The sequence below is a fragment of the Nesterenkonia sphaerica genome (genome assembly GCF_005771565.1).
GTDB lineage: Bacteria > Actinomycetota > Actinomycetes > Actinomycetales > Micrococcaceae > Nesterenkonia > Nesterenkonia sphaerica.
This window is the reverse complement of sequence record NZ_VAWA01000012.1, coordinates 28,033-50,049: the sequence shown is the minus strand read 5'-3', so window position 1 is coordinate 50,049 and position 22,017 is coordinate 28,033. Positions and strand designations below refer to the sequence as shown.

Genomic DNA, 22,017 nt, shown 5'->3' with positions numbered 1-22,017 from the left:
TCACTAAGTGCTCAGCGCCACCCGGAAACCCGTGTGCCCCAGCGAGGTTTCCGCGGTGGTGGCGCTGCGGGCAGAAGTGGTGTAGCGCCGGCAGTACGAGTCGTGGCAGAGGTAGGAGCCTCCGCGCATGACCGGGCGAGCGTCGCTGACACTGAAGGCCCCGGAGGTCCACTCCCATACGTTGCCGGTCATATTGTGCAGGCCGAAGCCATTGGGGGCGTAGGCGTCCACCGCTACCGGTCCTACTGGCCCCGCGGGGTGGTGCGGGAACTCTCCGTCGAACGTGTTCATCATCGGCACACCCCTGGGTTCGCGGTTTTCACCCCATGGGTAGGGCTGCTGCTGCAGTCCGCCCCGGGCGGCGAACTCCCACTCGTCTTCGGCAGGCAGCCGGGCACCAAGCCACAGGGTGTAAGCCACGGCGTCACGATGCGAGATATGAGTGACCGGGTGCTCAGGCTGCAACGTCCTGCTACTGCCGGGGCCCGCGGGGGCGCACCATGCGGCTCCAGCGACCTGGAGCCACCACGGGGTCGCCGCTACGGCGGGCGAGGTTCGCCGCAGTCGGCTGGGCGCAAGTTCCTGAAAGACCAGCGAGTTGCCATAGCGTTCGGCGTCGGTGCGGTAGCCGGTGCTGAGCACGAACGCAGCGAACTCTGCGACAGTCACCGCAGTGGCCGAGATGGCAAAGGGGGCCACCTCCACCGACCGGACGGGCCCCTCCCTGTCCTCCGGATAGGCCTGCTGGCTGTCACTGCCCATGAGGAAGCGGCCCCCGCGCAGCCCCACCAGGTGAAGGTCGTCTGCGGCGGCTCCCGCCAGGCACCTCAGCGCCTCCGGGTCGATCCCGGCGGCGGGGCCCGGCGTGCCGTCCGCAGCTCGTGCGGGACCGCAACACGATGCCATCCCCGGGCTCCTCTCCGCAACGATTGATGAAAGGTACTCCACGCGCTATGAAACCTCCCAACATCGTAGTGATCCAAGCTGACCAGTTGGCCGCCCAAGCTGTGGGCGCCTACGGGGCCAGTGCGGCACGCACGCCCGAGATGGACCAACTTGCCGAGCAGGGAGCAGTATTCGACCGCGCGTACTGCAATTCACCGTTGTGCGCGCCGTCCCGGGCGTCCATGATGACCGGCAGAATGCCCTCCGAAATCGACTGCTTCGACAACGGCGATGATTTTCCTGCCTCGGTGCCGACGTTCGCGCATCGTCTCCGTCAGGCGGGGTACCACACGGCACTGATCGGTCGGATGCATTTCATCGGCCCCGATCAGCACCACGGTTTCGAGGAGCGGCTCACCACCGATGTCTACCCCGCCGACCTCGACATGATTCCGGACTGGGAGCGGCCGCTGGCAGAGCCGCTGCAGTGGTATCACGACGCGGAGACGGTCTTCACCGCCGGGGTGGCGAAGACCTCGGTACAGCAGGATTTCGACAACGAGGTCTGTTGGCGCACGCTGCGCCACCTCAATGACAGGGCTCGGGTCAACCAAGCCGCAGGGGAGCCGCTGCCGTTCCTGATGGTCACCAGTTTCATTCATCCCCATGATCCATATGAGCCGCCGCGGGAGCACTGGGACCGATTCGCCGAGGTGCCGATTCCGCAGCCCAGCCATCCCGAGCCCCCACACCCCGCCGACGACCCACATACCCACCGACTCCGCACCATGAGCGGATTCGACCGGAAGTCACCTACCCCCGATCAGGTCAGCCGCGCCCGACGGGCGTACTACGCGGCGGTCAGCTACATCGACGACGGCATCGGCAGGATCCGCACCCGGCTGGAGGAACTGGACCTGGCGGACAACACGGTGATCATCGTCACCAGCGACCACGGAGACATGCTGGGCGAAAAGGGCCTCTGGTACAAGATGTCCCCGTATGAGGAATCCTCGCGGGTGCCCTTGATCCTCTCCGGCCCCCCAGCCGCGGTCCCACACGGACGCTGGGCCAATCCGGTCTCCCTGGTGGACCTGATGCCGACGCTGCTGGAGCTGGCCGGGGTGACCTCGCCGGGAGAAACCATTCCGGAGGCCGCAGGCATCTCTTTGCTGGAGAGTGCGCGTCGGGAAAAGTCGGGGCAGGCCGGACCCCGGGACCGGGATGTGATCATCGAGTATCTGGCCGAGGGCACCTACGCTCCGCAGCTGACCCTTGTCCGGGGCGAGCACAAGTTCATCCTCTGCCCCGGCGACCCGGATCAGCTGTTCGATCTCAAGGCTGATCCGTACGAGCTGCATAATCTGGCTGCCGATCCGGCACACGCGGCGCTCGTCCGGCGTCTGCGCCGCGCCATACTGGCTGAATACTCCCTGGAGGACCTGGATGACCAGGTGCGCAAGAGCCAACGACGCCGCCAGCTGGTCAGCAGCGCCCTGGCACGCGGCAAGCCCAGGCCGTGGGACTTCACTCCGGACCCAGAACAGCGTTATGTGCGCGGTGACTTCTGGAACGCGCTGCGCTACGGCACTGTCCCTGACACCTCCCGCTGACGCTGTGCCAGTTGCGGCACCCGGGAGCTCGAGGTGAATCAGTGGTTGACCGCCGAACCCCTAGCGGTGAATGCCGAGACGTCGAGGTGGAGGAGCTCAGCGTGCTGAAGCGGCCAAGGCTCGTGATGGTTCCGGCAATAGAGGGTGTGTCCTCGACGGCGTTCGTGGAACCCCCACCGGGCTGTCAGGAAGGTCGAGATCGGATCGGGGAGGGTCTCTGCGCTGTGTGCTGCCTCGGCTCCGGTTTGGATAATGAAGTGTGAACGTGCCTCGGCCTGGCCGTGGCGCCTGGTGAGATAGGCGACCTGATTGCCTCGCTTGTCCAACTTCATGGAGGCCCACTGGTACCTCAGCCCGAAAGCTGCCCGTGCCGTCAGTACAGGTATCAGATGTGAGGCTTCCAGGCTGCGGAAGACCACGCCACGCTGGCCCTGGTCGTCAATGGAATACAACCGAACGTTCACTTCCGGGAAGTTTCCCAGCCAGGGGATGTTTGGGCTGCCGAAGAATGAACTCTGCGACATCTGAAAACCGATGAGCCCGATCCACGAGCTTCCGTCTATCACGTCAGGGGAGCAGCCGAGGGGCATATAGGGCTCTGCGGCGCTGGGGTCGATCCTCCAGTGGAGGAACGCCACGTCGCTCCAGCGTTGCCGGAGGATGGGCTTGCTGCTCAACGCAGGAGCTTCATCCGGCGCGTGCGCCGAGTGAGGCGGTGCCTGCGCCGGTGCATACCGTGGTGAATGACGTCTACGAAGAATTTTCACGCAACCGGTTTCCCGTCCTCCAGCAGCTTCCTCTTAGGAGACACAATCATAGGCGGAAAAGCTGGCCGGGCCCACTAGTGTCTTGGCCTCAGCGGTGGGGCGCAGTTCCACGGATGAGCTGTGCGCACCGCTCGCCGATCATCATGGTGGTGATGTTGGGGTTGACCGTGGTCAGCTCGGGCATCACCGAGGCATCAGCGACGCGAAGACCCTCCACACCTTTGACGCGCAGCTGCGCATCCACCGGTGACATGGGGTCCTCAGGTGCGCCCATCCGCATTGTGCCCGCCGGGTGGTAGACGGTGTTGTGCGTGCGGCTCACATACTGCGCCAGTTCCTGGTCAGTGTGAACGTCCCGTCCGGGGAAGAGCTCTTCGCCTGCCCACTGCGCCATCGCTGGCTGCGCCACGATCTGCCGGGCGAGCTTGATGCCCTCCACCGCCACGCGCATGTCGTGGCCCTCAGGGTCTGTGAAGTAGCGGGGGTCCACCCGCGGTTTGTCCCGATAGTCACGCGAGCGCAGCCGCACCGTGCCCCGAGACTTCGCGTGGGTGACATTGGGCGTCAGACAAAAGGTGTTCTCGGCGGTGGGGTAGCCGTGGCGCAAGGTGTGCATATCGAACGGCACCGAACCGTAGTGCATCATCAGGTCCGGTCGGTCCAAGCCATCCCGGGTGGTGGCGAAGATCCCGATCTCCCACCACTGATAGGAGTCTTCCACCATGGGCTGTTTGGCCTCCCAGGCGATGACCGCCTCCGGGTGATCCTGAAGGTGCTCGCCCACGCCGGGGGAGTCGACGCGGACCTCGATGCCGTGCTCGGCCAGGTGCGCCGCCGGCCCGATCCCGGAGAGCATCAGCAGCTTGGGGGAGTCGATAGCACCGGCAGAGACAATGATTTCCGCAGTCGCGCGGAGGCGCTGGGCGCGGCCGAAGGCGTTATTGACCGCATCCACACCCACGGCCCGGTCCCCATCAAACACGATCTCCCGCACCCAGTGGTCGGTGAGGATCGTCAGATTCTGCCGGTGCAGCACCGGGTGCAGGTACGCCACGGAGGAGGAGGACCGGGTCCCGTCCGCCTTGCGGTTGATCTGGAAAAAGTTCGCCCCCGTCAGGACCGTCTGGCCGGTGTTGAACTCCACCCGCGGGATGCCTTGTTGCTCGCAGGCGTCCAGCAGGGCTACCCCGCAGGGGTCATGGGGCGGGATGGTCATCAGGTGCACTGGCCCGCTGCGGCCGTGGTGATCCCCTGGGGCATCGTTGGTCTCCAGTTTCTTGAACAGTGGGTAGGTGCTCTCGGCGTTCCACCCGGCTGCTCCCATGGCCTCCCACTCGTCCATATCCTCACGCGGGGCCCAGAAGGCGATGCACGAATTGTGGGAGGAGCATCCTCCGAGCACTTTGGCGCGGGCCTGACGCATAAAGGAGTTGCCATGTGTCTGCGGTTCGATGGGGTAGTCCCAGTCATAACCGGATTCCAGCAGTTCCATCCACCGGTTCAGCTGCAGGATCTCGTCCTTGTCAACATCGGTGGGACCGGCCTCCAGCAGGGCGACACTCACCTCGGGATCCTCCGAGAGCCGGGCGGCTACGGCGGCGCCGGCGGAGCCGCCGCCGATGACCAGATAGTCGAAAGTCGTCTTCTCCACAGAGCTCCTTATTCCTCGGGCATGCTGAACCAGCCGGTGACGGCAGGTTCGGTGTTTTCATAGATGTGCTTGGCTTCGCGGTACTCCTCGAAGCCCATGTGTCCCAGTTCCCGGCCGATGCCTGACTGTTTGAACCCGCCCCACTCCGCCTGCGGGAGATAGGGATGGTAGTCATTGATCCAGATCGTGCCGTGGCGCAGCCGGGAGGAAACCCGACGGGCAGTACCGGCATCGGAGGTCCACACCGCACCCGCCAGGCCGTAGATGGTGTCGTTGGCGGTCTCGATGGCTTCCTGTTCGGTGGTGAAGGTCTCCACCGTGATGACCGGACCGAAAGACTCTTCGGTGACTGCGTGCATGCCGCGTGCTGCGCCGTCGAGCACGGTGGGCGCGTAGAAGAATCCTCGCTCGTGCTCGGGGCCGCCGAAGTGCCCCCCGGTGCGCAGGGTGCACCCTTCCCTGATGCTCTGCTGGACATAGGCGTGAACTTTCTCCCGGTGCTCCGCGGAGATCAGCGGACCGGTCTCCGCGTGGTCATCGAACGGACCGCCCATGCGGATGTGCTCGGCGCGGCGGACCAGCTCGTCGACGAACTTCTCCTTGATCCGCTGCTCCACAATGAGTCTCACCCCAGCAGAGCAGACTTGTCCGGAGTCGGTGAACCCGGCGTTGAGGGCGTTGTCGACTGCGGCGTCGAAGTCGGCGTCGGCGAAGACCACATTGGGATTCTTCCCCCCGAGCTCCAGGGCGATCTTCTTCACCGTGGTTGAGGCGGCGGCGGCGATCTTCCGTCCGGTCACCACCCCTCCGGTGAACGAGATCAGATCCACATCGGGGTGCTCGGACAGGGGCGCGCCGGCGCTCACGCCGGGTCCGGTCACCAGGTTGGCCACACCGGCAGGCAGCCCGAGCGAGTCGAAGACGTCCATGATGAGGATCGCGGTGTGCGGGGTCAGCTCGGCCGGTTTCAGGATGAGCGAATTTCCTGCCGCCAGGGCGGGGGCAAGTTTCCAGGCGGCTTGGAGCAGCGGGAAGTTCCAGGGCGTGATCATCCCGCACACCCCCACCGGCTCGTAGACCACTTCGGAGCGGACTCGGGGATCTCCGGCGTCGACCACGCGGCCGGGGTTGGCATCGGCGAGCTTCGCGAAGTGCTGGAAGCAGGCGATGATGTCATCCATGTCGATCTCGGCTTCGACAAGTCGCTTGCCTGTGTCGAGAGCTTCGGCGCGCGCGAACTCTGCCTTGCGTGCCGTGAGTTGAGCAGCCACCTGGCTCAGGAACTCGCCCCGGTCTGAGGCCGAGGTGTCCGCCCACACGCGGGACTCGAAGGCCCGCTTCGCCGCTGCGATGGCTGCCAGAGTGTCCGCCTCGGCCGCTTCGGAGACCCGCCCGACGTCGCTACCGTCAGCGGGACAGGTGATGAGCCGTGTCTGGCCGCTCTGACTGGGAACCCAGGCGCCGTCGATGAACAGCGTGGCGGTCTGCTGGGCGGTGGTGGTCTCGCTCATGAGTCTCCTTCAGTGGGTCGGGACGTCTCGCCGGGGCGCGTGCGGTCGTGATCCCACTGGTCGGGGACCTCCCCGACCTCCATGGTGACCGGGCTGCCGGCTTCCTCATTCATGGTCAGTACTGCCAAGTGCCGTTCGTAGGCGTCGATCACGTCGGTGATGATCTGTTCCCGGGTGTAGCCAAAGATGTCATGTCCCAACGATCCGGTGGCGGAGAAGATTTCCACTTGGTAGCAGATCTCATCTCGGGGCCGCAGCCGCGGCGCGAAGCTGGGCACCGAATGGGCGATCGGGTAGGCCTGGTACTTGAACTCGGGCTGGTCACCGAAGTACACGTGCAGGTCCATGTGCGGGATTTCTGTGCCCGGCACGGTCCCACGACTGCAGCGCACCTCAGCGCCTTGGCTGTCCAGCTCGGCAGCCACCTCCTCAATGGCTGGGGCGGCCACAGTGTTCATGAACTCGGTCACCTCGGCCTCGGTGGGGTAGTGCATATGCCGGGCCAGGCGCCGGCGCCATTGGCCCCGGACTCCCTCGCCGCTGGCCACGATTCGCTCCGAGAGCGCAGAGGAGAGCGTGAACTGGTGGGAGTCAGCGGCATAGTTCTCCAGACGCAGCGCTCGCCAGACTCCGGCCATCAGCAGGTACAGAATGATTGACAGCGGCAGCCCCACAATGACGGTGCCCATCTGCAGGGTATAAATGCCGTCCAGCAGCAGCATCACCAGGGTCAGCCCACCGATGATGAAGCTCCATACGATGCGCAGCCAGGGCGGACCGTCCGAGGTGGTGTCCCGGGTCTTGGAGGTGAAGTTGGCCAGCACCAGGGCACCGGAGTCGGCGCTGGTGACGTAGAACAGCAGACCCACCAGGACAGAGACACCGATGATGAAGGTCGCACCTGGGTATTCGGCCATCAGCGCGAAGTAGCCCGAGCCTTCGAAGTCCTCTGCCTGATCTGCGAAGTCGGTATCTCCACCACGGATCCTCGACACGGTGGCGTTTCCAAAAATGGAGATCCACACGGCGATGAAACCGAAGGGCACCACCAGGACCCCGATGATGAACTGCCGCAGGGTCCGCCCCCGGGAGATCCGGGCGAGGAACAGCCCCACGAATGGCGCCCACGCCATCCACCAGGCCCAGAAGAAGATAGTCCACCACTCGACCCATCCCTCGTCCAGCCATGCCTCAGAAGTGTCATAGGCAAAGGTCTCTGTCAGCATGCCGGGGAAGCGAGCGACGAAGTCACCGAAGTTCTTCACCAGAGCGTTGAGCAGCTGGACGGTTTGCCCCGAGATCAGCACGTAGAGCATCAGCAGGATCGCCACCAAGACGTTGAGCTCTGAGAGCCGGCGGATGCCTCGGTCCACACCGGAGACGGTGGAGAACGTCACCACAACTGCCGCGAGAATGATCAGTGCTACTTGCGTTCCGGTCCCGGCCTCGACGTCGAAGACCCACCCGATGCCGAAGCTGAGGAAGACCACCCCGATGCCCAGACTGGTGGCGATGCCGAAGACGGTGCCGATCACCGCCGTCGTTTCAATCACGTCACCGGTGGCGCCGCGGGCGCGACGCCCAATGATAGGAAGCAGGGCGCTTCGAATGCTCAGTGGGAGGTGGTAGCGGTAGGCAAAGAGTCCGAATGCCATGCCCATCAGGGCATACATGGCCCAGCCGGGTATGCCGTAGTGGAACATGGTCCATAGGGCAGCCTCTTCGGCGGCCTGCAGCGTGCCCTCCGCCGCGCCCGGTCCCACGCGCAGGTTGGTCGCCGGTCCCACCACGGCGAAGAACATCAGGTCCACACCGATTCCAGCGGCGAAGAGCATCGCGGTCCAGGTGAAGAGGTTGAATCGCGGTTTGGAATGGTCAGGGCCCAATTTCACCCGACCGGATCGGGAGAACGCCACGATGAGAACGAAGATGACGACGATGGCGGCGGTGAGGATGAAGTACCAGCCAAGCGTGCCGCTGATCCAGGTGAAGGCTCCCTCAAGGACCTCGTAGGCCGGTCCGGGAGCGGCCGCGGCCCATGCGGTGAAGGCCACAATGATCGCGGCGGAGATTGTGAAGACCGGCCAGTTGACTTTCGATGCGGCCCCGGCAGGTGGTGCTGCGGTCATTGAGTCCCTCACTCAGGTCAGTAAACGTGTCAGTGATCCAAGCTCTGCCGCAGCATCACACACGCAGCGGCCTCCTTACTGTGCCACATACTGACCACCACTGTCTGGTTCTCCCGGCCAAGATAAGACGTCGAGATCTCCCATCCAACACGCCGTGGGCGCCGAACTCTCAGTACGAAGGACGCTCCCACCCCCCCCCGGAACAGGCCTAGGCAACTCGTGATCAGCACCACTCCATGGCAAGCTGGGACCATGCCCCGTCCCAGACCTGCTGCTGAGCGCCTCCCGGACTCGGGGCAGTCGGAAACCTCCGGCGACGCCTGTGCCGCCCTGCTGGTGAGGATTCAACACCATGACGAACAGGCTTTCGAAACTCTCTACCGGGAACAGAGCAGCATTCTGTTGGCGACCATTCTGCGCCTGGTGCGGAACAGGTCCCTCGCCGAGGAGGTGCTGCAGGAGGTGTTCCTTGAAGTGTGGACCAGGGCCGAATCTTTCCGCCCCGACGCGGGGTCAGGCAGGGCCTGGCTGATCACTATGTGCAGACGCAGAGCCATCGACCGGATCCGTTCGGTTCAGGCGCAGCAGAACCGAGACTTCACGGAGGGTCTGAAGAGCGCCCACGGGACGGAGCCGGATACACAGACTGAGGTGCTGCGCCAGGTGGAGGCGGTTCGGCTGAACACGGCGCTGCGTCAGCTTCCCGCCGAACAAGCGACCGCCATCGCGATGGCCTACTATCAGGATTTGTCCCACAGGCAGATCGCCTCGGTGCTGGATACACCTCTCGGAACTATCAAGTCCAGAATCCGCGATGGGATGAGACGCTTGCGAGCTCAGTTGGAGGTGAACGATGCACGCTGATCACGAGTACTTGGCAGCCGGTTACGTGCTCGGCGGCCTCGCCCCTGACGAGAGTGAGCTGGCAGAGTCCCTGTACGAGACGGATCCGGATTTTCGCGCTGAGGTCGCATCGTTTGCCGAAACCATGGCCGCCGTGGCGGAGGCTGATGAGCCGGTGACGCCATCTGCCCAGACGGAAGCGGCGATCTTGGGGATCCCTCACGCCTCCCGTCACGCCGCTGTCGGCGAGTCCCACAGCCCTGCGGGGAGGGGCGAAGCCGCGCCGCGCCGCGCCCGTCCCGGCCGTGGGCGTCTCACGCAGACGATGTTGGCGCTAGCCGCCTCCACATTGCTCATTGTGGCGGCAGTCTTGGGAACCTTATTGCTCCATCAGGTGCAGCAGGTCCATGAGATAGAAGCGTCATTGACGGCCGCGGAGCAGGAGCGTGAACAGCTGGCGCAGCTGCTCGGCGCACCCGATCTGGCCGCCGCGCACGTGGAATCGGCCGCCGGGGGAAGCGTGACCGTCACCTACTCCATGAACGCGCAAATGATGCACGTGGTGCCTCACGACGTGCCGTCGCCCTCGTCGGAGGAGTCGATGCAGATGTGGCTGATCGACGAGGAGGGCCCACACAGCCTCGGCCTCATGAGCGCAGAGGAGCCCGAGATGCTCTCAGCGGTGGGGCTGGCTGAGGGCGTAGCCTTCGGAGTGACGATCGAGCCTTCCGGCGGATCTCCGGAGCCCACTGATGACCCCATCATCGTTGCCGAGCTCTGATGCTCGCTGCTCAGCCCTCCTGGGCGGTGTCTCCTGCAGTGGTCGACTCCAGAGCGGCGCTCCAACTGCCATAGAAATTACGGATGGCCGGACCGGAGGGAATGTCTGTGCGGCCGCGTTTCAGCAGATGCTTTCTCCACTCCACATAGTGCTGAAGTTTGGTGGAGTAGTTGCCTCGAGCGGCGTCGGAGGTGAATGACCGCATTGCTGCGGCGAATTGTTCCGGGCTGAACTTGGCGGAGCCGAACCCCTGCGGCACCTGATGTTTTGAGGTGGAGAACCCGGCTGTGCGCAGGGCCTCGTTCCAGGATCCGCCAGCGCGTTTGAGGATGGTGGTGGCGCCTACCGGCCAAATCTGCTTGCCTTTGCTGGAGCGGATGTGATGGGCGGCGATGAACTCGTTTCTGATCTCGGCGTATCTCTTGGCAGAGATGGTCAGCTCCGGGTCCCGCTGCAGGCTCTGCGCTCCGGCCTGTAGCGCTTCCTGGACCTGGGGGATCAGGTGCGCACTGCCCTGGTTGCTGAGCATCGTACTGACAGCCTCCACCATCTCGGAGTCCAGCTCCGGAGCCGGTTCCGTAGGCCGCTTCCCCTGCCCCACCGCGAAGAGCAGACTGGCGTGGAGGGCACTGTCGGGGACTAAGGGGGCAACCATCGCTCTACCGTCCGAACTCGTTGGGATGCGGACCGCGCCGGCCGGCTTCACCACGGTCCAGGGAGTCCAGTTCAGCCATCTCCTGGTCGGAAAGCTCAAATCCCCATACGTCGAAGTTCTCCTGCATCCGGGCCGGGGAGTCAGTCTTGGGGATTACCACGTCACCGCGCTGCAGGTGCCAGCGCAGCACCACTTGGGCCGGGGTTCTGCCCAGCCGTTGTGCGATAACGCTCAGCACCGGATCGCTCAGTTCGTCGCCTTTGCCCAAGGGGCTCCACGCTTCCACCGCGATGCCCTGTGCCTTGCTGTAGGCGCGGAGCTCATTATTGGCGAAGTACGGGTGGACCTCAATCTGGTTGACCGCCGGAACCACCGCAGTGGCGTCAATGATGCGCTCGAGATGTTCCTGCTGAAAGTTCGACACACCGATGGCCGAGGCGCGCCCGGCATCCCGGAGCTCAATCATCGCCTTCCACGTGTCCACATAATCGACCTCGAGCGAGGGGACAGGCCAATGGATCAGGAACAGGTCTACTGTTTCCAACCCCAACCGGTCCAGCGATTCGGCAAAGGTGCGGTGGACCTCGGCTGGCGCGTGGAACTGGTTGTTGAGCTTAGTGGTGATGAAGACTTCTTCACGCGGTACCGCTGAGGCGCGCAGTCCCTGACCCACCGCTTCCTCATTGCGGTACATCTGAGCGGTGTCCACCGCCCGGTAACCAGACTGCAGAGCCGCGGCCACGGCTTCCGCCGGGTCGTGCAACGCTGAGGTCCCGAACCCGACACGAGGGATCTCGTGCCCAGAATTCAGCTCAAAAGTGGATGTCATAGTGACTACTCTAAAGCCAGTCCTGCAGTGCGCGGAGGTGGGTCCCAGCGGAGCCTGCCGTAGGTATGGACGTCGATGCGCTGCCCATCGATCAGCAGTTTGCGCCGTTCGGTGCCCTCCCGGAGGAATCCGGCCGCTCGGGCCACGGCCCCGGAGGCCGGGTTGTCAGCGCGGTGTCCCAGCTCGAGACGCTCGAACCCGCCGCCGGCACGCTCGCGGCTGGTCAGGGCCCAATTTGCCACGCTGGCTGCGGCAGCCGAGGCGAGCCCGCGTCCCCGCACCAGGGGGTGGGTCCAGTAGAAGAACCACCCGAGCCGATGCTGGCTCGCGGCATTGATGCCCACCACTCCCACGCAGCGTCGCCCCACATCCAGCGCGAAACCGCAGTTGCCTTCAGCAGAGTCGGTGAGCAATTCGATGTAGGTGCAGGCTGAGCGCCGATCGGTGACCTCGCCTTGGAGCGCCATGTGAGCGGGGTCGGCCTGGAAAGCGGCCAGCACCGAGGCGGCGTCGTCGCAGCTCAAGGCTCTCAGGTGGGGGGAGCTCACGGTCTCAGCCTAGCTCTCGGAATGCCCAGCTCTCGGAATGCCTGGCACGGTGGTGACGTTGGCCGAGGTATGCGTGCAATGGCTTATGAGCAATATGGAGATCCGCACACCCTTCAGCTGATGGATCTGCCCACACCCAAGGTGGGGCCTGGGGAGGTGCTCATCCGTGCCGAGCGGGCCGCTGTCAATCCGGTGGACTGGAAGCTGATGAGCGGTGCGCTCGATCCCATGATGAATACTTATTTTCCTGTGATACCGGGTTGGGACGTCTATGGTGTGGTCGACGACGTCGGCCCTGACGTGCCTGAATTCTCCGCAGGGGACCGGGTGGCCAGCTATGCGCGGAAGGACTTCGTGCAGGGCGGCACCTACGCGGAGTATGTGTCTGTCCCGGCGGCGTCAGTGGCGCATGTGCCAGATGAGGTCAGTGCCGACGCCGCGGCTGGGCTGCCTCTGGCGGGGCTGACCGCACTGCGCTGCCTGCAGACTTTGAGCGTCACCGAGAAGGACATCGTGCTGATTCACGCCGCCTCCGGGGCGGTGGGCCGGGTGGCCTCGCAGCTGGCGCGCGAACTCGGTGCTCGGGTCATCGGGACTGCCTCGGAGGTCAATCACCAGCGCCTGCGGGACTGGGGAGTGGAGCCGGTCAGCTACGGCGAAGGCCTCACCGGCCGTGTCCGTGAAGTGGCTCCCGACGGGGTGACCGCAGTGGTGGACTGTGTCGGTGGTGTCCTGGAGCAAACCTTGGAGGTGCTCACCGGCGGAGGCCGGCATGTCTCGATCGCCGATCCCACGGTATTGGAGCACCAAGGCCGCTGGGTGTGGGTCCGCCCCGACGGCACCCGGCTGGAAAGCCTCCTGGAGCGCGTGGCTGAGGGTCGGCTGTCGGTCGATGTTGACTCTGTCTACCCGCTGGAGCGGGCCGCTGAGGCAATGCAGCACAACCAGCGCGGCGCCCGGGGCAAGGTCCTGCTGGATCTCACCGCCTGAGTCGGCAGTGCTGGGGACCTAACACTCGACGACGTTCACTGCCAGGCCACCGAGCGCCGTCTCCTTGTACTTGTGGGACATGTCTTTCCCGGTCTCGCGCATCGTGTTGATCACCTCGTCGAGGCTGACCCGGTGCTCGCCGTCGCCCATCAGCGCCATCCGCGCGGCGTTGACAGCTTTTGTGGCAGCGATGGCGTTGCGTTCGATGCAGGGAACCTGCACCAGGCCTGAGATGGGGTCGCAGGTCAGCCCGAGGTTGTGCTCCATGGCGATCTCGGCGGCATTCTCCACCTGGGTGGGAGTGCCGCCGAGCACCTCGCACAGGCCGGCTGCGGCCATGGATGAGGCCGAGCCGACCTCGCCCTGACAGCCGACTTCGGCCCCGGAGATGGACGCCTGCTCCTTGTACAGCACGCCTACGGCTGCGGCAGTCAGCAGGTAGGTGGTCACGATCTGCCGGAGGTTCTTGGGGTCGGCAAAGGTGGAGCCGGCGCCGTAGTGGGTGGCGTAGAAGCCCACAGCGGGGATGATGCCGGCGGCCCCATTGGTGGGGGCGGTGACGACTCGGCCTCCTGAGGCGTTCTCCTCGTTGACCGCCAGAGCCACCAAGTTCACCCACTCCTGCCAGTAGGCGTGGGAACGGTCCGGGTCTTCCCGCCAGAGCTTTGCGTGCCAGTCCGGGGAGCGGCGACGCACCTTCAGGCCTCCGGGCAGCGTGCCTTCCCGGGTGAGGGCCTTGTCCTTACACGCCTCCATGACTTCCCACAGGTGCCAGATGCCCTCGCGCACGTCCTGCTCAGAGCGGTGGGCGCACTCGTTGGCCATCATCACCTCGGAGACCGCCAGTCCTGACGTGCGGCAGTGCGCCATCAGCTGAGCCGAGGTCCGGAACGGATACGGCACGGCGGCATCAGCCTGGGCCAGCTCTGATTCCGGGGAGTCCGATTCCGCGACGACGAAGCCCCCTCCAACGGAGTAGTAGGTCTCCTCGGCCAGCAGCTCGTCCTGGGAGTCCACCGCGCGCAGCACCATGGCGTTGGAGTGCCGCTCCAGGTGCGTCAGGGGACGCTGGATAAAGTCTTCAACACGTAGGGTCACATCTGTGCGGTGACCCAGCTGCGCGGCGACCTGCACTGTGCCCGAGGCCTCGATGGCAGCCTTGCGCTCGTCCACCTGCTCGGGGAGGATCTCATCGGCCGCCCAGCCTTCGAGGCCGAGCAGCACAGCGTCGAAGGTGCCGTGGCCCTTACCGGTGGCCGAGAGCGACCCCAGCAGTTCGACTTGGATTCCGCCCAACTGCTCAATGTTGGGTACCACATGCTCGGCGACGAACCGGCGGGCGGCCCGCATCGGCCCCACGGTGTGGGAGGAAGAGGGCCCCACCCCGACGCTGAAGAGGTCAAAGACACTGATCATGGGGTCAGCCTACGCTCTGTACCGGCCGGGCCGATGGTTCAGTGCAATAATCAGATTCATAATGACGGCCCCGCCTGCGGAGAGCAGGACATTTTCCGGCGGGAGCACGGTGAAGGCCAGCAGGATGACCGTGATGTCCAGGCTCATCTGGACGTAGCCGCCGCGCAGGTGGAGCTGTTCCTGCGCGATCAGCGCCAAGATGTTGAACCCGCCCAGCGAGCTGCCGTGCCGGAACACGATCAGCAGTGCCACGCCCAGTAGCACGTTCCCGGCGAAGACACCGAAGACCGGATTGATGTCCGGCACGGGAAGGAACTGCTCGCACACGGCAGCGAATGCTGACACCACGCCCACCGAGACGGTGGTGCGCAGGGTGAAGCGCCACCCTTTGCGCCACAGCGCCAGAGCGAAGAAGGGGATGTTGACCAGGAAGAACAGCCATCCCACGCTCAGTGGAGTGCCGAAGGTCAGCAGCAGGGCGACTCCCGCGGTGCCGCCGCTGACAGCTTCCGACTGCTCCAACAGGTACAGTCCCAGCGCCGCCATAAAGGTTCCGGTCAGGACGCCGAGGACGTCTTCGGCGGCGGTATGCGGAAGGATGGCTCCGGCAAAGGGTTGAACATTAGCGCCATTGCCCCTGGGATCGCCGGGACCCTGCGGTTCGTCAGGATCCGGTTCAACCTCTGGAGTGGACATGCGCAATAGCGTACTGCGACCGCCCGCCGCGTGGGGGCGCTTGCTATCCTGGAGTAGGCGATCGTGTGTCGCTGAGCGTTCTCATTTATGTTTCGGTGACCCTGCTCAGGTCCCGGTCTGGAAGGGCGTCGCTGCGCGGACCCGTGGTGTGCCGAATCGTATTTGACCTGTGCGGTAGTACCTCGGAGGTGAAGTGTGGGTTGGAATGCGGACCACATGGGCTGGTGGCCCATGGTGTGGGGCTGGTTTTTCTTAGCGTTGATCGTGCTCGGCATTGTGGTGTTGGTGGTGGCCCTCGTCAGACTCTTGGGTGACCGGCCTCAGCAGCCACGTGCTCGGACTGCGGACCGCAGTCGGGCACGCGAAGTGTTAGACGAGCGGTATGCCCGGGGTGAGATCGATACCGCCGAGTACGAGGAGCGCCGCCACCGGTTGGAGAATGAGATTTAGACCATGAAGCCCATCAGCCGGCGTCAGGCGCTGGGGCTCGCGGGCCTGGGTGGACTGAGCGTCGTCGTTGGGGGAGTGGGCCTCTCCCGCACCCACCTGGCCCGGCAAAGTACCACTGGCGGCGGTGAGGTCACTTTTGTCGAACCTGAGGTGCTGCGCAGCCGAGAGGGCCGCCTGAGTGTAGAGCTCGTTGCCGCCCCTCATGAGGTGCACATAGCCGGGCAGCAAGCCCAACTGTTAACCTACAACGGCTCTGTTCCGGGGCAGACCTGGCGGGTGCGGCCAGGTGACCGGATCGAGGTGCGGCTCATCAATGATCTGGACACCCCAACTAACCTGCACACCCACGGCCTGGAAGTTTCCCCACGCGACAACGGGGACAACCCCTTCATTTCCATTGACCCAGGCCAGAGTTTCGATTACCGCTTCGATCTGCCTGAAGACCACCCACCCGGAGTCTTCTGGTATCACCCACACCGGCACGGCACCGCCACCGGCCAGTTATTCGGCGGCCTCTACGGAGCGCTGATTGTCGAAGGTGACGAGGTGCCCGCCACCCGGGAACGAGTCCTGGTCATCTCGGACCTGTCCCTGGATACCGAAGGGGAGCCCGCCTCAGTGTCGGCTCCGGAGGTGATGATGGGAAGGGAGGGAGAACTTCTGCTTGTCAACGGTCAGCATCGTCCCCATTTGGCAGCGCGTCAGGGGCAGAGAGAACGCTGGCGAGTGGTCAATGCATGCACATCCCGCTACTTACGGTTGGCGCTCACCGGGCAGCAGGTCGTACTGATGGGGATCGACCGCAGCCAGGAGCCGGTTCCGCGTGGCGTCGAGGAGGTCACCCTGGCACCGGGGAACCGTGCAGACTTGCTGGTCACTATGAGTGCTGGCACCAGTCAGCTTCGCACCCTGAGTTATGACCGCGGCGGGATGGGAAGAATGGGCCGCGGAGGTCTGTCCGGGGCAGCTACTTTGGCCTCACTGACAGTCAGCGGAGAATCCGCGACGACGCCGCTGCCTCCCGTACCTCGCCGGCCCCCGGTACCGGATCTGCGGGGCCAGCCGGTCGACGCGCAACGGGAGATCACATTCACCATGAATATGGCAGCGATGATGAGCTCGACCCGGTCCATGATGGAGATGGGGTTCGACGGGCGCAGTTTTGACCCCGACAGGATCGATCAGCAGGTGGGACTCGGAACAGTTGAAGAATGGGTGATCGTGAACCCGACACCCATGGATCACCCCTTCCACCTGCACATCTGGCCGATGCAGGTCATTGAGGAGGCTGGGCAGACGGTGAGTGATCCGACATGGCGCGACGTCGTCAATGTTCCTTCGCGAGGGCGGGTCAGCGTCCTGGTCGACTTCGCCCGGCATCCCGGGCGCAGTGTCTACCACTGTCACATCCTTGACCATGAGGACTCCGGCATGATGGCCAGCGTTGAAGTTGGCTGAGGGGCCTCACCGGTTCTCTCATCATGTTGTGAGAACGTACTTGGCAGTCGTCGTCTCAGATCCAGCCTGCACCGTCAGATGTTGACGTGACGCAGGGTGCGCATTATTGAAAGGTGATCATGAACAACTGGTATGTCATCACAGGAGGTCCCAGTTCGGGGAAGACGACGACAGTACAACTGCTGCAACAGCTGGGTTACACGACCACCATCGAACACGCTCGCCATTACATTGATCTCAAACGAGCCGCCGGACGAACTGTTCTAGAAACTCGAGCTAATCAGGCGGAGTTTCAGCGCGGTGTCCTGGATATGCAGCTGCAGCAGGAGGCTTCCCTGAATCCGGAGAAGGTTGTCTTCCTGGATAGAGCGTTGCCTGATTCTCTTGCCTATTACCGCTTCCTCGGACTAGAGCCGGACCCACGCCTACTGGAGGCGATTCAGGAGGTCTCCTACAGGAAGGTCTTCATTCTTGACCTGCTTCCACTGGCATCGGACTATGCCCGCACAGAGGATGTACCAGCGCAGAGGCGCATCCACGACCTGCTGACCGAGGTGTATTTGTCTCTCCCGGTGCCAGTTCAGGCTGTGCCGGCACTGTCTCCTCAGCAGAGGGTCGAGTTCATCCTCGACCATCTCATTCCCGTGGACGGCTGAAGGCGCGGGGGTGTCTCCTGCGTGGACTCTAAGCTTCTCAGCCTCCTGCATGGAAGACGCGTGCAGAAGCAGTGAGGAGGGCTTCTGCACGCGCCGCGCTTCCCATCGCGCACTCATATTAGAACACGTCTTCTACGCCAGCGCAAGAGTTGGCAGAGTAAAACCGAACACACATTCGACTGAGAGTTTCTGTGCGGAAACTGTCAGAATGAACATTCGAAGTCCGGTTGCCGCCTGCCCACAGTCATGCTCAGCCCGTCGACTCGCGCTGGCGCAGGTGGAGTCCGGTCAGCGACTCCTCCGCGCTGAGCAGGGCCTGGGCCGGTCCTGAGAAGATCACCCGGCCGCCCTCGTGACCGGCACCGGGGCCGAGGTCAATCACCCAGTCAGCACAGGCGACCACGTCGAGGTTGTGCTCGATGACGATCACGCTGCGACCGGCTTCGACGATCCTCTCCAGCATGGCGACCAGGTGCGCAGTATCGGCCATGTGCAGTCCGGAGGTCGGCTCATCAAGGATCAGCACCGCAGCATCCGAGCCAATTTCGATGGCGAGTTTGAGACGTTGGCGCTCCCCGCCGGACAGCGTGCTCAGTGGCTGACCAAGGGTCAGGTATCCCAGCCCGACGTCGCGGAGTCGGGTCAGAATGCTGCCGGCGGCGGGCAGTTTCGCCGCAGGATGCGGACCGCTGAAGAACCTCAGGGCTTCAACCACCGGCATGGCGAGGATGTCGGTGATGTTCGCGCCGCCGAGGGTGTACTTCAGAACAGAGGATTGGAAACGGTTGCCCTGGCATTCCTCGCACATGGTGGAGATCCCGGCCACGATGCCCAGGTCCTGATAGATCACCCCGGCGCCGTTGCAGTTCGGACATGCCCCTTCCGAATTGGCGCTGAATAGGGCCGGCTTGACTCCATTTGCCTTGGCGAATGCTTTGCGGATGGGTTCCAGCACCCCGGTGTAGGTGGCCGGGTTGGACCTTCGGGAGCCGCGAATCGGAGCCTGGTCCACCGCCACGACGTCCTTGCGCTGGGCCAGTGAGCCGTGAATGAGCGAGCTCTTGCCAGATCCTGCCACCCCGGTGACGGCGACGAGCACACCCTGCGGGATGTCGACATCGACGTCGCGGAGATTGTTCGTGTCGGCACCCCGGACGGCAATGAAGCCTGCCGGGGCGCGTGGCTGCCGCTTGATCGGCTGGCGCGTGTCGAGATGTTCGCCCGTCACAGTGCCCGAGCTCCGCAGCCCGGCGAAGTTGCCGGTGTAGACCACTTCTCCACCCTGGTTTCCTGCAGCTGGTCCCATGTCAACGATGTGATCGGCGATGGCCATCACGTCCGGGTCGTGCTCAACCACCAGCACGGTATTGCCCTTGTCACGGAGCTTCAGCAGCAGATCGTTCATCCGTGCGACGTCGTGGGGGTGCAGGCCGATCGTGGGCTCGTCGAAAACATAGACATCCCACGCCAGTGAGGTGTCAAGCTGCTAGTTCCACCGGGGTCAGCTCAACGGAGGGCCATGCAGCGTACTCGTCCCAGTTGATGTTGTGCCGCAGGCACCACCACAGGCGGCCCAAGAGTTTATTGGCAAGATGACGTAGCGCGGCGTTGTGGTGATCACCTGCGGCTCTGCGCCGATCATAGTGCGCCCTTGCCCCTGGGGAGTGTGTAAGGCTTGCAAAAGCCCACCAGTGGCAGGCGTCAGCGAGCCGTTTGTTCCGCACTCGCCGTGCCTTGACGTAGTGTGAGCGTCCTGAGGCCCGAGTGACCGGGGCGGTGCCGGCGTAGGCCCGCAGACTCGAGGCCGAAGCGAACCGGTCCGGGTCATCTCCGATCTCGGCTAGTATCCGTGCCCCGGTCACTGGACCGAGTCCGGGAATATTCTGCATGGTTTTAGACGCGGGGTGCGCTGTGAATGCGGTATCGAGTGCTTCTTCAAGTCGAGCGATGCCTTGATGCATCTGGTGCAGAATGCCAACCAGCGTCTGAGCCGTAAGCGCCAAAGCCTCCTCAACTGGTTCAGGCTGTTCGATCCCTGCACCCCGGAGCGTCGATCTGATCCTCTCAGCCAGGCCCGCACGGTTTCCGCGGCCGCTGGAGCGTAGCAGTGAGACCGTCCGTGACATCGTCAGTCGACGTGCGCGCCTGGGTGAGGGAAAAGCCTCCAGGAAGGTCAGCGCCGCACGGTGTTGCAAGTTCGGAAACGCCTCAAGGGCCTGCGGATAAAATTCCAGCAACACCGAGCGTAGCCTGGAGGTGGTTTGGTGCATCGCCCAAATAGCCTCCTGGTGCTGGCGCGCCAACACCTTGATTGCCCGGGCACTATCGGAGAGCTCAGGCAAAGGCCGGTGCAAGTGACCGTCGGTACGCAGAATATTTGCCAGTACAAGCGCATCGCCAGGATCGGACTTACCGCCCGACTGAGAGTGTCGCTCCCGATAGCGGGCACAAGCACGAGGGTTGATCGCGTATACGGTCACACCAGCTGCCTGCAAGCCAACGACGATGAGATTCTTCTCTGTCTCAATCGCCACCGGCACGGACTGTACCTGGCCTGCCTGCTCAGCCAGCAATTCCAGCAGGACCCTCAAACCGGCGGCATCGGCGCTGATTCGCCGATGCGCCAAAACCCTGCCGGTCTGGTCGATGACTGTGACGTCGTGGTGGGCCTCGGCCCAATCGACTCCGCAATAGATTTCCATGGAACTTCCTCTCATCTGGCCTGGACGAGCCCGGAGGAACGAGCGGCAACCTAATGGAGAGCACTCTGGCGGTGCAGCATCTCACAAGCCGTCAGGTTCCCTGTAACTGGCGGGGCCACCGTCTACGTTGAGGCCTCTCAAGGGCCGGCGTGATCAAGATGAGCGGACACCTGCCAGCGGCTCATACCCATCATCTCGCCTAGCCGGGCCAGTGAAATCTCAGTGGACCCCACCAGCAACAGATCGAGGAAACCGGACCCTCGACATCCCCATTAGGTGACGTCTGTCAGCGAGGAGCCGAGGTGACGGATCATCTTCACACGCTGGGCTTCTCCACCGGACAGCGTGCCGGAGGAGCGATCCAGGGACAGGTAGCCCAGGCCCACGGCAGTGAAGTTGCGCAGCCCCTCGGCCAAGGCTCTCAGCAGCGGTTCGGCGCCCCGGAGGCCCTCAGCCTCGGGCTGAAGTGCATCCAGCCAGGAGGCGAGATCGCTGATCTGCATGGCGCACAGACCGGCGATATTGTGGCCCGCAATCCGTGAGGCCAGGGCTTGGTCGGACAGGCGTGTGCCGCGGCAGTCCGGACACCGGGTGTATGCCACGGCGCGGTCGACGAATGCGCGGATGTGGGGCTGCATGCCATCCCGGTCTTTGGACAAGTACGTCTTCTTGACTGCGGGGACCAGACCCTGGAACGTCATATTGACGCCGGAGATCTTCACCTTGCCCGGCGGCCGGTGGAACAGGTTGTGCCGCTCCTCTTCGGTGTAGTCGCGGATGGGTTTGTCCGGGTCGAAGAATCCCGAATCGCTGTAGAACCTGACGGACCAGCCACCGGCTTTGTAGCCGGGGACGGTGATGGCCCCTTCATTGAGTGACTTGGTCTCATCCACCAGCTCGGTGATGTCTATGTCATTGATGTGTCCCCTGCCCTCGCAGCGGATGCACATCCCGCCGGTGACGCTGAACCCGGCGGCGCGCTGGGTGCCGTCGGCCTGCGTCAGGGTCCCGCTGCCTGAGGCCGAGGCAACATTGAAAGAGTAGGCCTGCGGTGAGCCGATCCGCGGCTGAGCGAAACGGCTGAAGAGGATCCGCAGCAGGGAGTTGACCTCCGTCGCAGTTCCCACCGTGGATCGCGGGTGGGGGGACATCCGCTCCTGGTCAATGAGAATCGCGGCGGTCAGCCCCTCCAGCGAGTCCGCCTCAGGCCTGGAGGCAGATGGCATGAAGCCCTGGATGAAGGCGTCATAGGTTTCGTTGATCAGGCGGCGGGACTCAGCGGCAATCGTCCCGAACACCAGCGAGGACTTGCCCGATCCGGAGACCCCGGTGAACACGGTGAGCTGACGTTTTGGGAGCTCGAGGCTGATACCGCGGAGGTTGTTCTCCCTGGCACCGCGAATGCTGATGCATTCCGGTGCGCCTGTTCCGGCCATC

The 22,017-nt window shown here is 64.0% G+C and carries 18 protein-coding genes and 2 pseudogenes; 7 read left to right on the top strand and 13 right to left on the bottom strand.

What is annotated here, in order from left to right; translation table 11 throughout:
• Positions 1-3: 3 nt before the first annotated feature.
• Positions 4-906, bottom strand: coding sequence for an SUMF1/EgtB/PvdO family nonheme iron enzyme (locus FEF27_RS09635; RefSeq protein WP_138170649.1), 903 nt, complete (start codon positions 904-906; stop codon positions 4-6).
• A 47-nt stretch (positions 907-953) separates the two neighbouring features.
• Between FEF27_RS09635 and betC the strand changes: the two genes are divergently transcribed.
• A complete protein-coding gene (betC, locus tag FEF27_RS09630; RefSeq protein WP_138170648.1) occupies positions 954-2,498 on the top strand; it encodes a choline-sulfatase in 1,545 nt (514 codons plus the stop codon).
• A gap of 38 nt (positions 2,499-2,536) precedes the next feature.
• On the opposite strand, the gene FEF27_RS09625 is transcribed toward betC, so the two are convergent.
• From FEF27_RS09625 to betT, 4 genes are all read right to left on the bottom strand, one after another.
• A complete protein-coding gene (locus FEF27_RS09625) occupies positions 2,537-3,175 on the bottom strand; it encodes a YqjF family protein (protein WP_243729187.1) in 639 nt (212 codons plus the stop codon).
• A gap of 178 nt (positions 3,176-3,353) precedes the next feature.
• On the bottom strand, positions 3,354-4,916 hold the full coding sequence (locus tag FEF27_RS09620) for a GMC family oxidoreductase (protein WP_138170647.1): 1,563 nt from the start codon (positions 4,914-4,916) through the stop codon (positions 3,354-3,356).
• An 8-nt stretch (positions 4,917-4,924) separates the two neighbouring features.
• Complete coding sequence (locus tag FEF27_RS09615; protein WP_138170646.1) at positions 4,925-6,427, bottom strand: aldehyde dehydrogenase family protein; 1,503 nt, start codon at positions 6,425-6,427, stop codon at positions 4,925-4,927.
• On the bottom strand, positions 6,424-8,556 hold the full coding sequence (gene betT, locus FEF27_RS09610; RefSeq protein WP_138170645.1) for a choline BCCT transporter BetT: 2,133 nt from the start codon (positions 8,554-8,556) through the stop codon (positions 6,424-6,426). Before betT ends, FEF27_RS09615 begins: the two co-directional genes overlap by 4 nt.
• A 252-nt stretch (positions 8,557-8,808) precedes the next feature.
• Between betT and FEF27_RS09605 the strand changes: the two genes are divergently transcribed.
• The gene (locus tag FEF27_RS09605; RefSeq protein WP_138170644.1) at positions 8,809-9,420 is read left to right on the top strand and encodes a sigma-70 family RNA polymerase sigma factor; all 612 of its coding nucleotides are present in this window, start codon (positions 8,809-8,811) and stop codon (positions 9,418-9,420) included.
• Positions 9,410-10,180, top strand: a complete 771-nt coding sequence (locus tag FEF27_RS09600) for an anti-sigma factor (RefSeq protein ID WP_138170643.1) — start codon at positions 9,410-9,412, stop codon at positions 10,178-10,180. Before FEF27_RS09605 ends, FEF27_RS09600 begins: the two co-directional genes overlap by 11 nt.
• Before the next feature lie 10 nt (positions 10,181-10,190).
• Here FEF27_RS09600 and FEF27_RS09595 read toward each other — a convergent pair whose 3' ends face one another.
• From FEF27_RS09595 to FEF27_RS09585, 3 genes are read right to left on the bottom strand one after another with little or no spacing between them, the layout of a single operon-like run.
• Positions 10,191-10,835, bottom strand: a complete 645-nt coding sequence (locus FEF27_RS09595; RefSeq protein ID WP_138170642.1) for a hypothetical protein — start codon at positions 10,833-10,835, stop codon at positions 10,191-10,193.
• 4 nt (positions 10,836-10,839) lie between these two features.
• Positions 10,840-11,664 (bottom strand): aldo/keto reductase, encoded by an 825-nt coding sequence (locus tag FEF27_RS09590; RefSeq protein ID WP_138170641.1) that lies wholly within the window; start codon positions 11,662-11,664, stop codon positions 10,840-10,842.
• Between the two features lie 5 nt (positions 11,665-11,669).
• Positions 11,670-12,212, bottom strand: a complete 543-nt coding sequence (locus FEF27_RS09585; protein WP_138170640.1) for a GNAT family N-acetyltransferase — start codon at positions 12,210-12,212, stop codon at positions 11,670-11,672.
• 78 nt (positions 12,213-12,290) lie between these two features.
• On the opposite strand from FEF27_RS09585, the gene FEF27_RS09580 reads away from it, so the two are divergent.
• Positions 12,291-13,202: an NADP-dependent oxidoreductase gene (locus FEF27_RS09580; RefSeq protein WP_341805717.1), complete on the top strand. Its 912-nt coding sequence runs from the start codon at positions 12,291-12,293 to the stop codon at positions 13,200-13,202.
• Between the two features lie 18 nt (positions 13,203-13,220).
• Here the strand turns inward: FEF27_RS09580 and FEF27_RS09575 are convergent, their stop codons facing one another.
• Together FEF27_RS09575 and FEF27_RS09570 are read right to left on the bottom strand one after the other, a co-directional pair.
• Positions 13,221-14,618: an L-serine ammonia-lyase gene (locus FEF27_RS09575; protein ID WP_138170638.1), complete on the bottom strand. Its 1,398-nt coding sequence runs from the start codon at positions 14,616-14,618 to the stop codon at positions 13,221-13,223.
• A 9-nt stretch (positions 14,619-14,627) separates the two neighbouring features.
• Positions 14,628-15,314, bottom strand: a complete 687-nt coding sequence (locus FEF27_RS09570; protein ID WP_138170637.1) for a YitT family protein — start codon at positions 15,312-15,314, stop codon at positions 14,628-14,630.
• Between the two features lie 195 nt (positions 15,315-15,509).
• Between FEF27_RS09570 and FEF27_RS09565 the strand changes: the two genes are divergently transcribed.
• The 3 genes from FEF27_RS09565 (at position 15,510) to FEF27_RS09555 (ending at position 17,878) form a co-directional block, all read left to right on the top strand.
• Complete coding sequence (locus FEF27_RS09565) at positions 15,510-15,764, top strand: DUF4381 family protein (protein WP_243729186.1); 255 nt, start codon at positions 15,510-15,512, stop codon at positions 15,762-15,764.
• A gap of 3 nt (positions 15,765-15,767) precedes the next feature.
• Complete coding sequence (locus tag FEF27_RS09560) at positions 15,768-17,222, top strand: multicopper oxidase family protein (protein WP_138170636.1); 1,455 nt, start codon at positions 15,768-15,770, stop codon at positions 17,220-17,222.
• A 119-nt stretch (positions 17,223-17,341) separates the two neighbouring features.
• Positions 17,342-17,878: an AAA family ATPase gene (locus FEF27_RS09555; protein WP_138170635.1), complete on the top strand. Its 537-nt coding sequence runs from the start codon at positions 17,342-17,344 to the stop codon at positions 17,876-17,878.
• A 250-nt stretch (positions 17,879-18,128) separates the two neighbouring features.
• Here the strand turns inward: FEF27_RS09555 and FEF27_RS09550 are convergent.
• The 3 genes and pseudogenes from FEF27_RS09550 to FEF27_RS09540 form a co-directional block, all read right to left on the bottom strand.
• A pseudogene (locus FEF27_RS09550) lies at positions 18,129-19,361 on the bottom strand (ATP-binding cassette domain-containing protein); the annotation flags it as partial.
• On the bottom strand, positions 19,357-20,580 hold the full coding sequence (locus tag FEF27_RS09545; RefSeq protein WP_138170633.1) for an IS110 family RNA-guided transposase: 1,224 nt from the start codon (positions 20,578-20,580) through the stop codon (positions 19,357-19,359). The pseudogene FEF27_RS09550 and the gene FEF27_RS09545, both read right to left, overlap by 5 nt.
• Before the next feature lie 275 nt (positions 20,581-20,855).
• Positions 20,856-22,016 (bottom strand): annotated as a pseudogene (locus FEF27_RS09540) (excinuclease ABC subunit UvrA); the annotation flags it as partial.
• Position 22,017 lies beyond the last annotated feature (1 nt).

Excerpts from the sequence above, each read along its gene's own strand:
- FEF27_RS09615 (WP_138170646.1), bottom strand. The coding sequence starts at position 6,427 with ATGAGCGAGACCACCACCGCCCAGCAGACCGCCACGCTGTTCATCGAC.
- FEF27_RS09635 (WP_138170649.1), bottom strand. The coding sequence starts at position 906 with ATGGCATCGTGTTGCGGTCCCGCACGAGCTGCGGACGGCACGCCGGGC.
- FEF27_RS09570 (WP_138170637.1), bottom strand. The coding sequence starts at position 15,314 with ATGTCCACTCCAGAGGTTGAACCGGATCCTGACGAACCGCAGGGTCCC.
- FEF27_RS09580 (WP_341805717.1), top strand. The coding sequence starts at position 12,291 with ATGGCTTATGAGCAATATGGAGATCCGCACACCCTTCAGCTGATGGAT.
- FEF27_RS09545 (WP_138170633.1), bottom strand. The coding sequence starts at position 20,580 with ATGGAAATCTATTGCGGAGTCGATTGGGCCGAGGCCCACCACGACGTC.
- FEF27_RS09560 (WP_138170636.1), top strand. The coding sequence starts at position 15,768 with ATGAAGCCCATCAGCCGGCGTCAGGCGCTGGGGCTCGCGGGCCTGGGT.
- FEF27_RS09605 (WP_138170644.1), top strand. The coding sequence starts at position 8,809 with ATGCCCCGTCCCAGACCTGCTGCTGAGCGCCTCCCGGACTCGGGGCAG.
- FEF27_RS09590 (WP_138170641.1), bottom strand. The coding sequence starts at position 11,664 with ATGACATCCACTTTTGAGCTGAATTCTGGGCACGAGATCCCTCGTGTC.
- betT (WP_138170645.1), bottom strand. The coding sequence starts at position 8,556 with ATGACCGCAGCACCACCTGCCGGGGCCGCATCGAAAGTCAACTGGCCG.
- betC (WP_138170648.1), top strand. The coding sequence starts at position 954 with ATGAAACCTCCCAACATCGTAGTGATCCAAGCTGACCAGTTGGCCGCC.
- FEF27_RS09600 (WP_138170643.1), top strand. The coding sequence starts at position 9,410 with ATGCACGCTGATCACGAGTACTTGGCAGCCGGTTACGTGCTCGGCGGC.
- FEF27_RS09595 (WP_138170642.1), bottom strand. The coding sequence starts at position 10,835 with ATGGTTGCCCCCTTAGTCCCCGACAGTGCCCTCCACGCCAGTCTGCTC.
- FEF27_RS09555 (WP_138170635.1), top strand. The coding sequence starts at position 17,342 with ATGAACAACTGGTATGTCATCACAGGAGGTCCCAGTTCGGGGAAGACG.
- FEF27_RS09575 (WP_138170638.1), bottom strand. The coding sequence starts at position 14,618 with ATGATCAGTGTCTTTGACCTCTTCAGCGTCGGGGTGGGGCCCTCTTCC.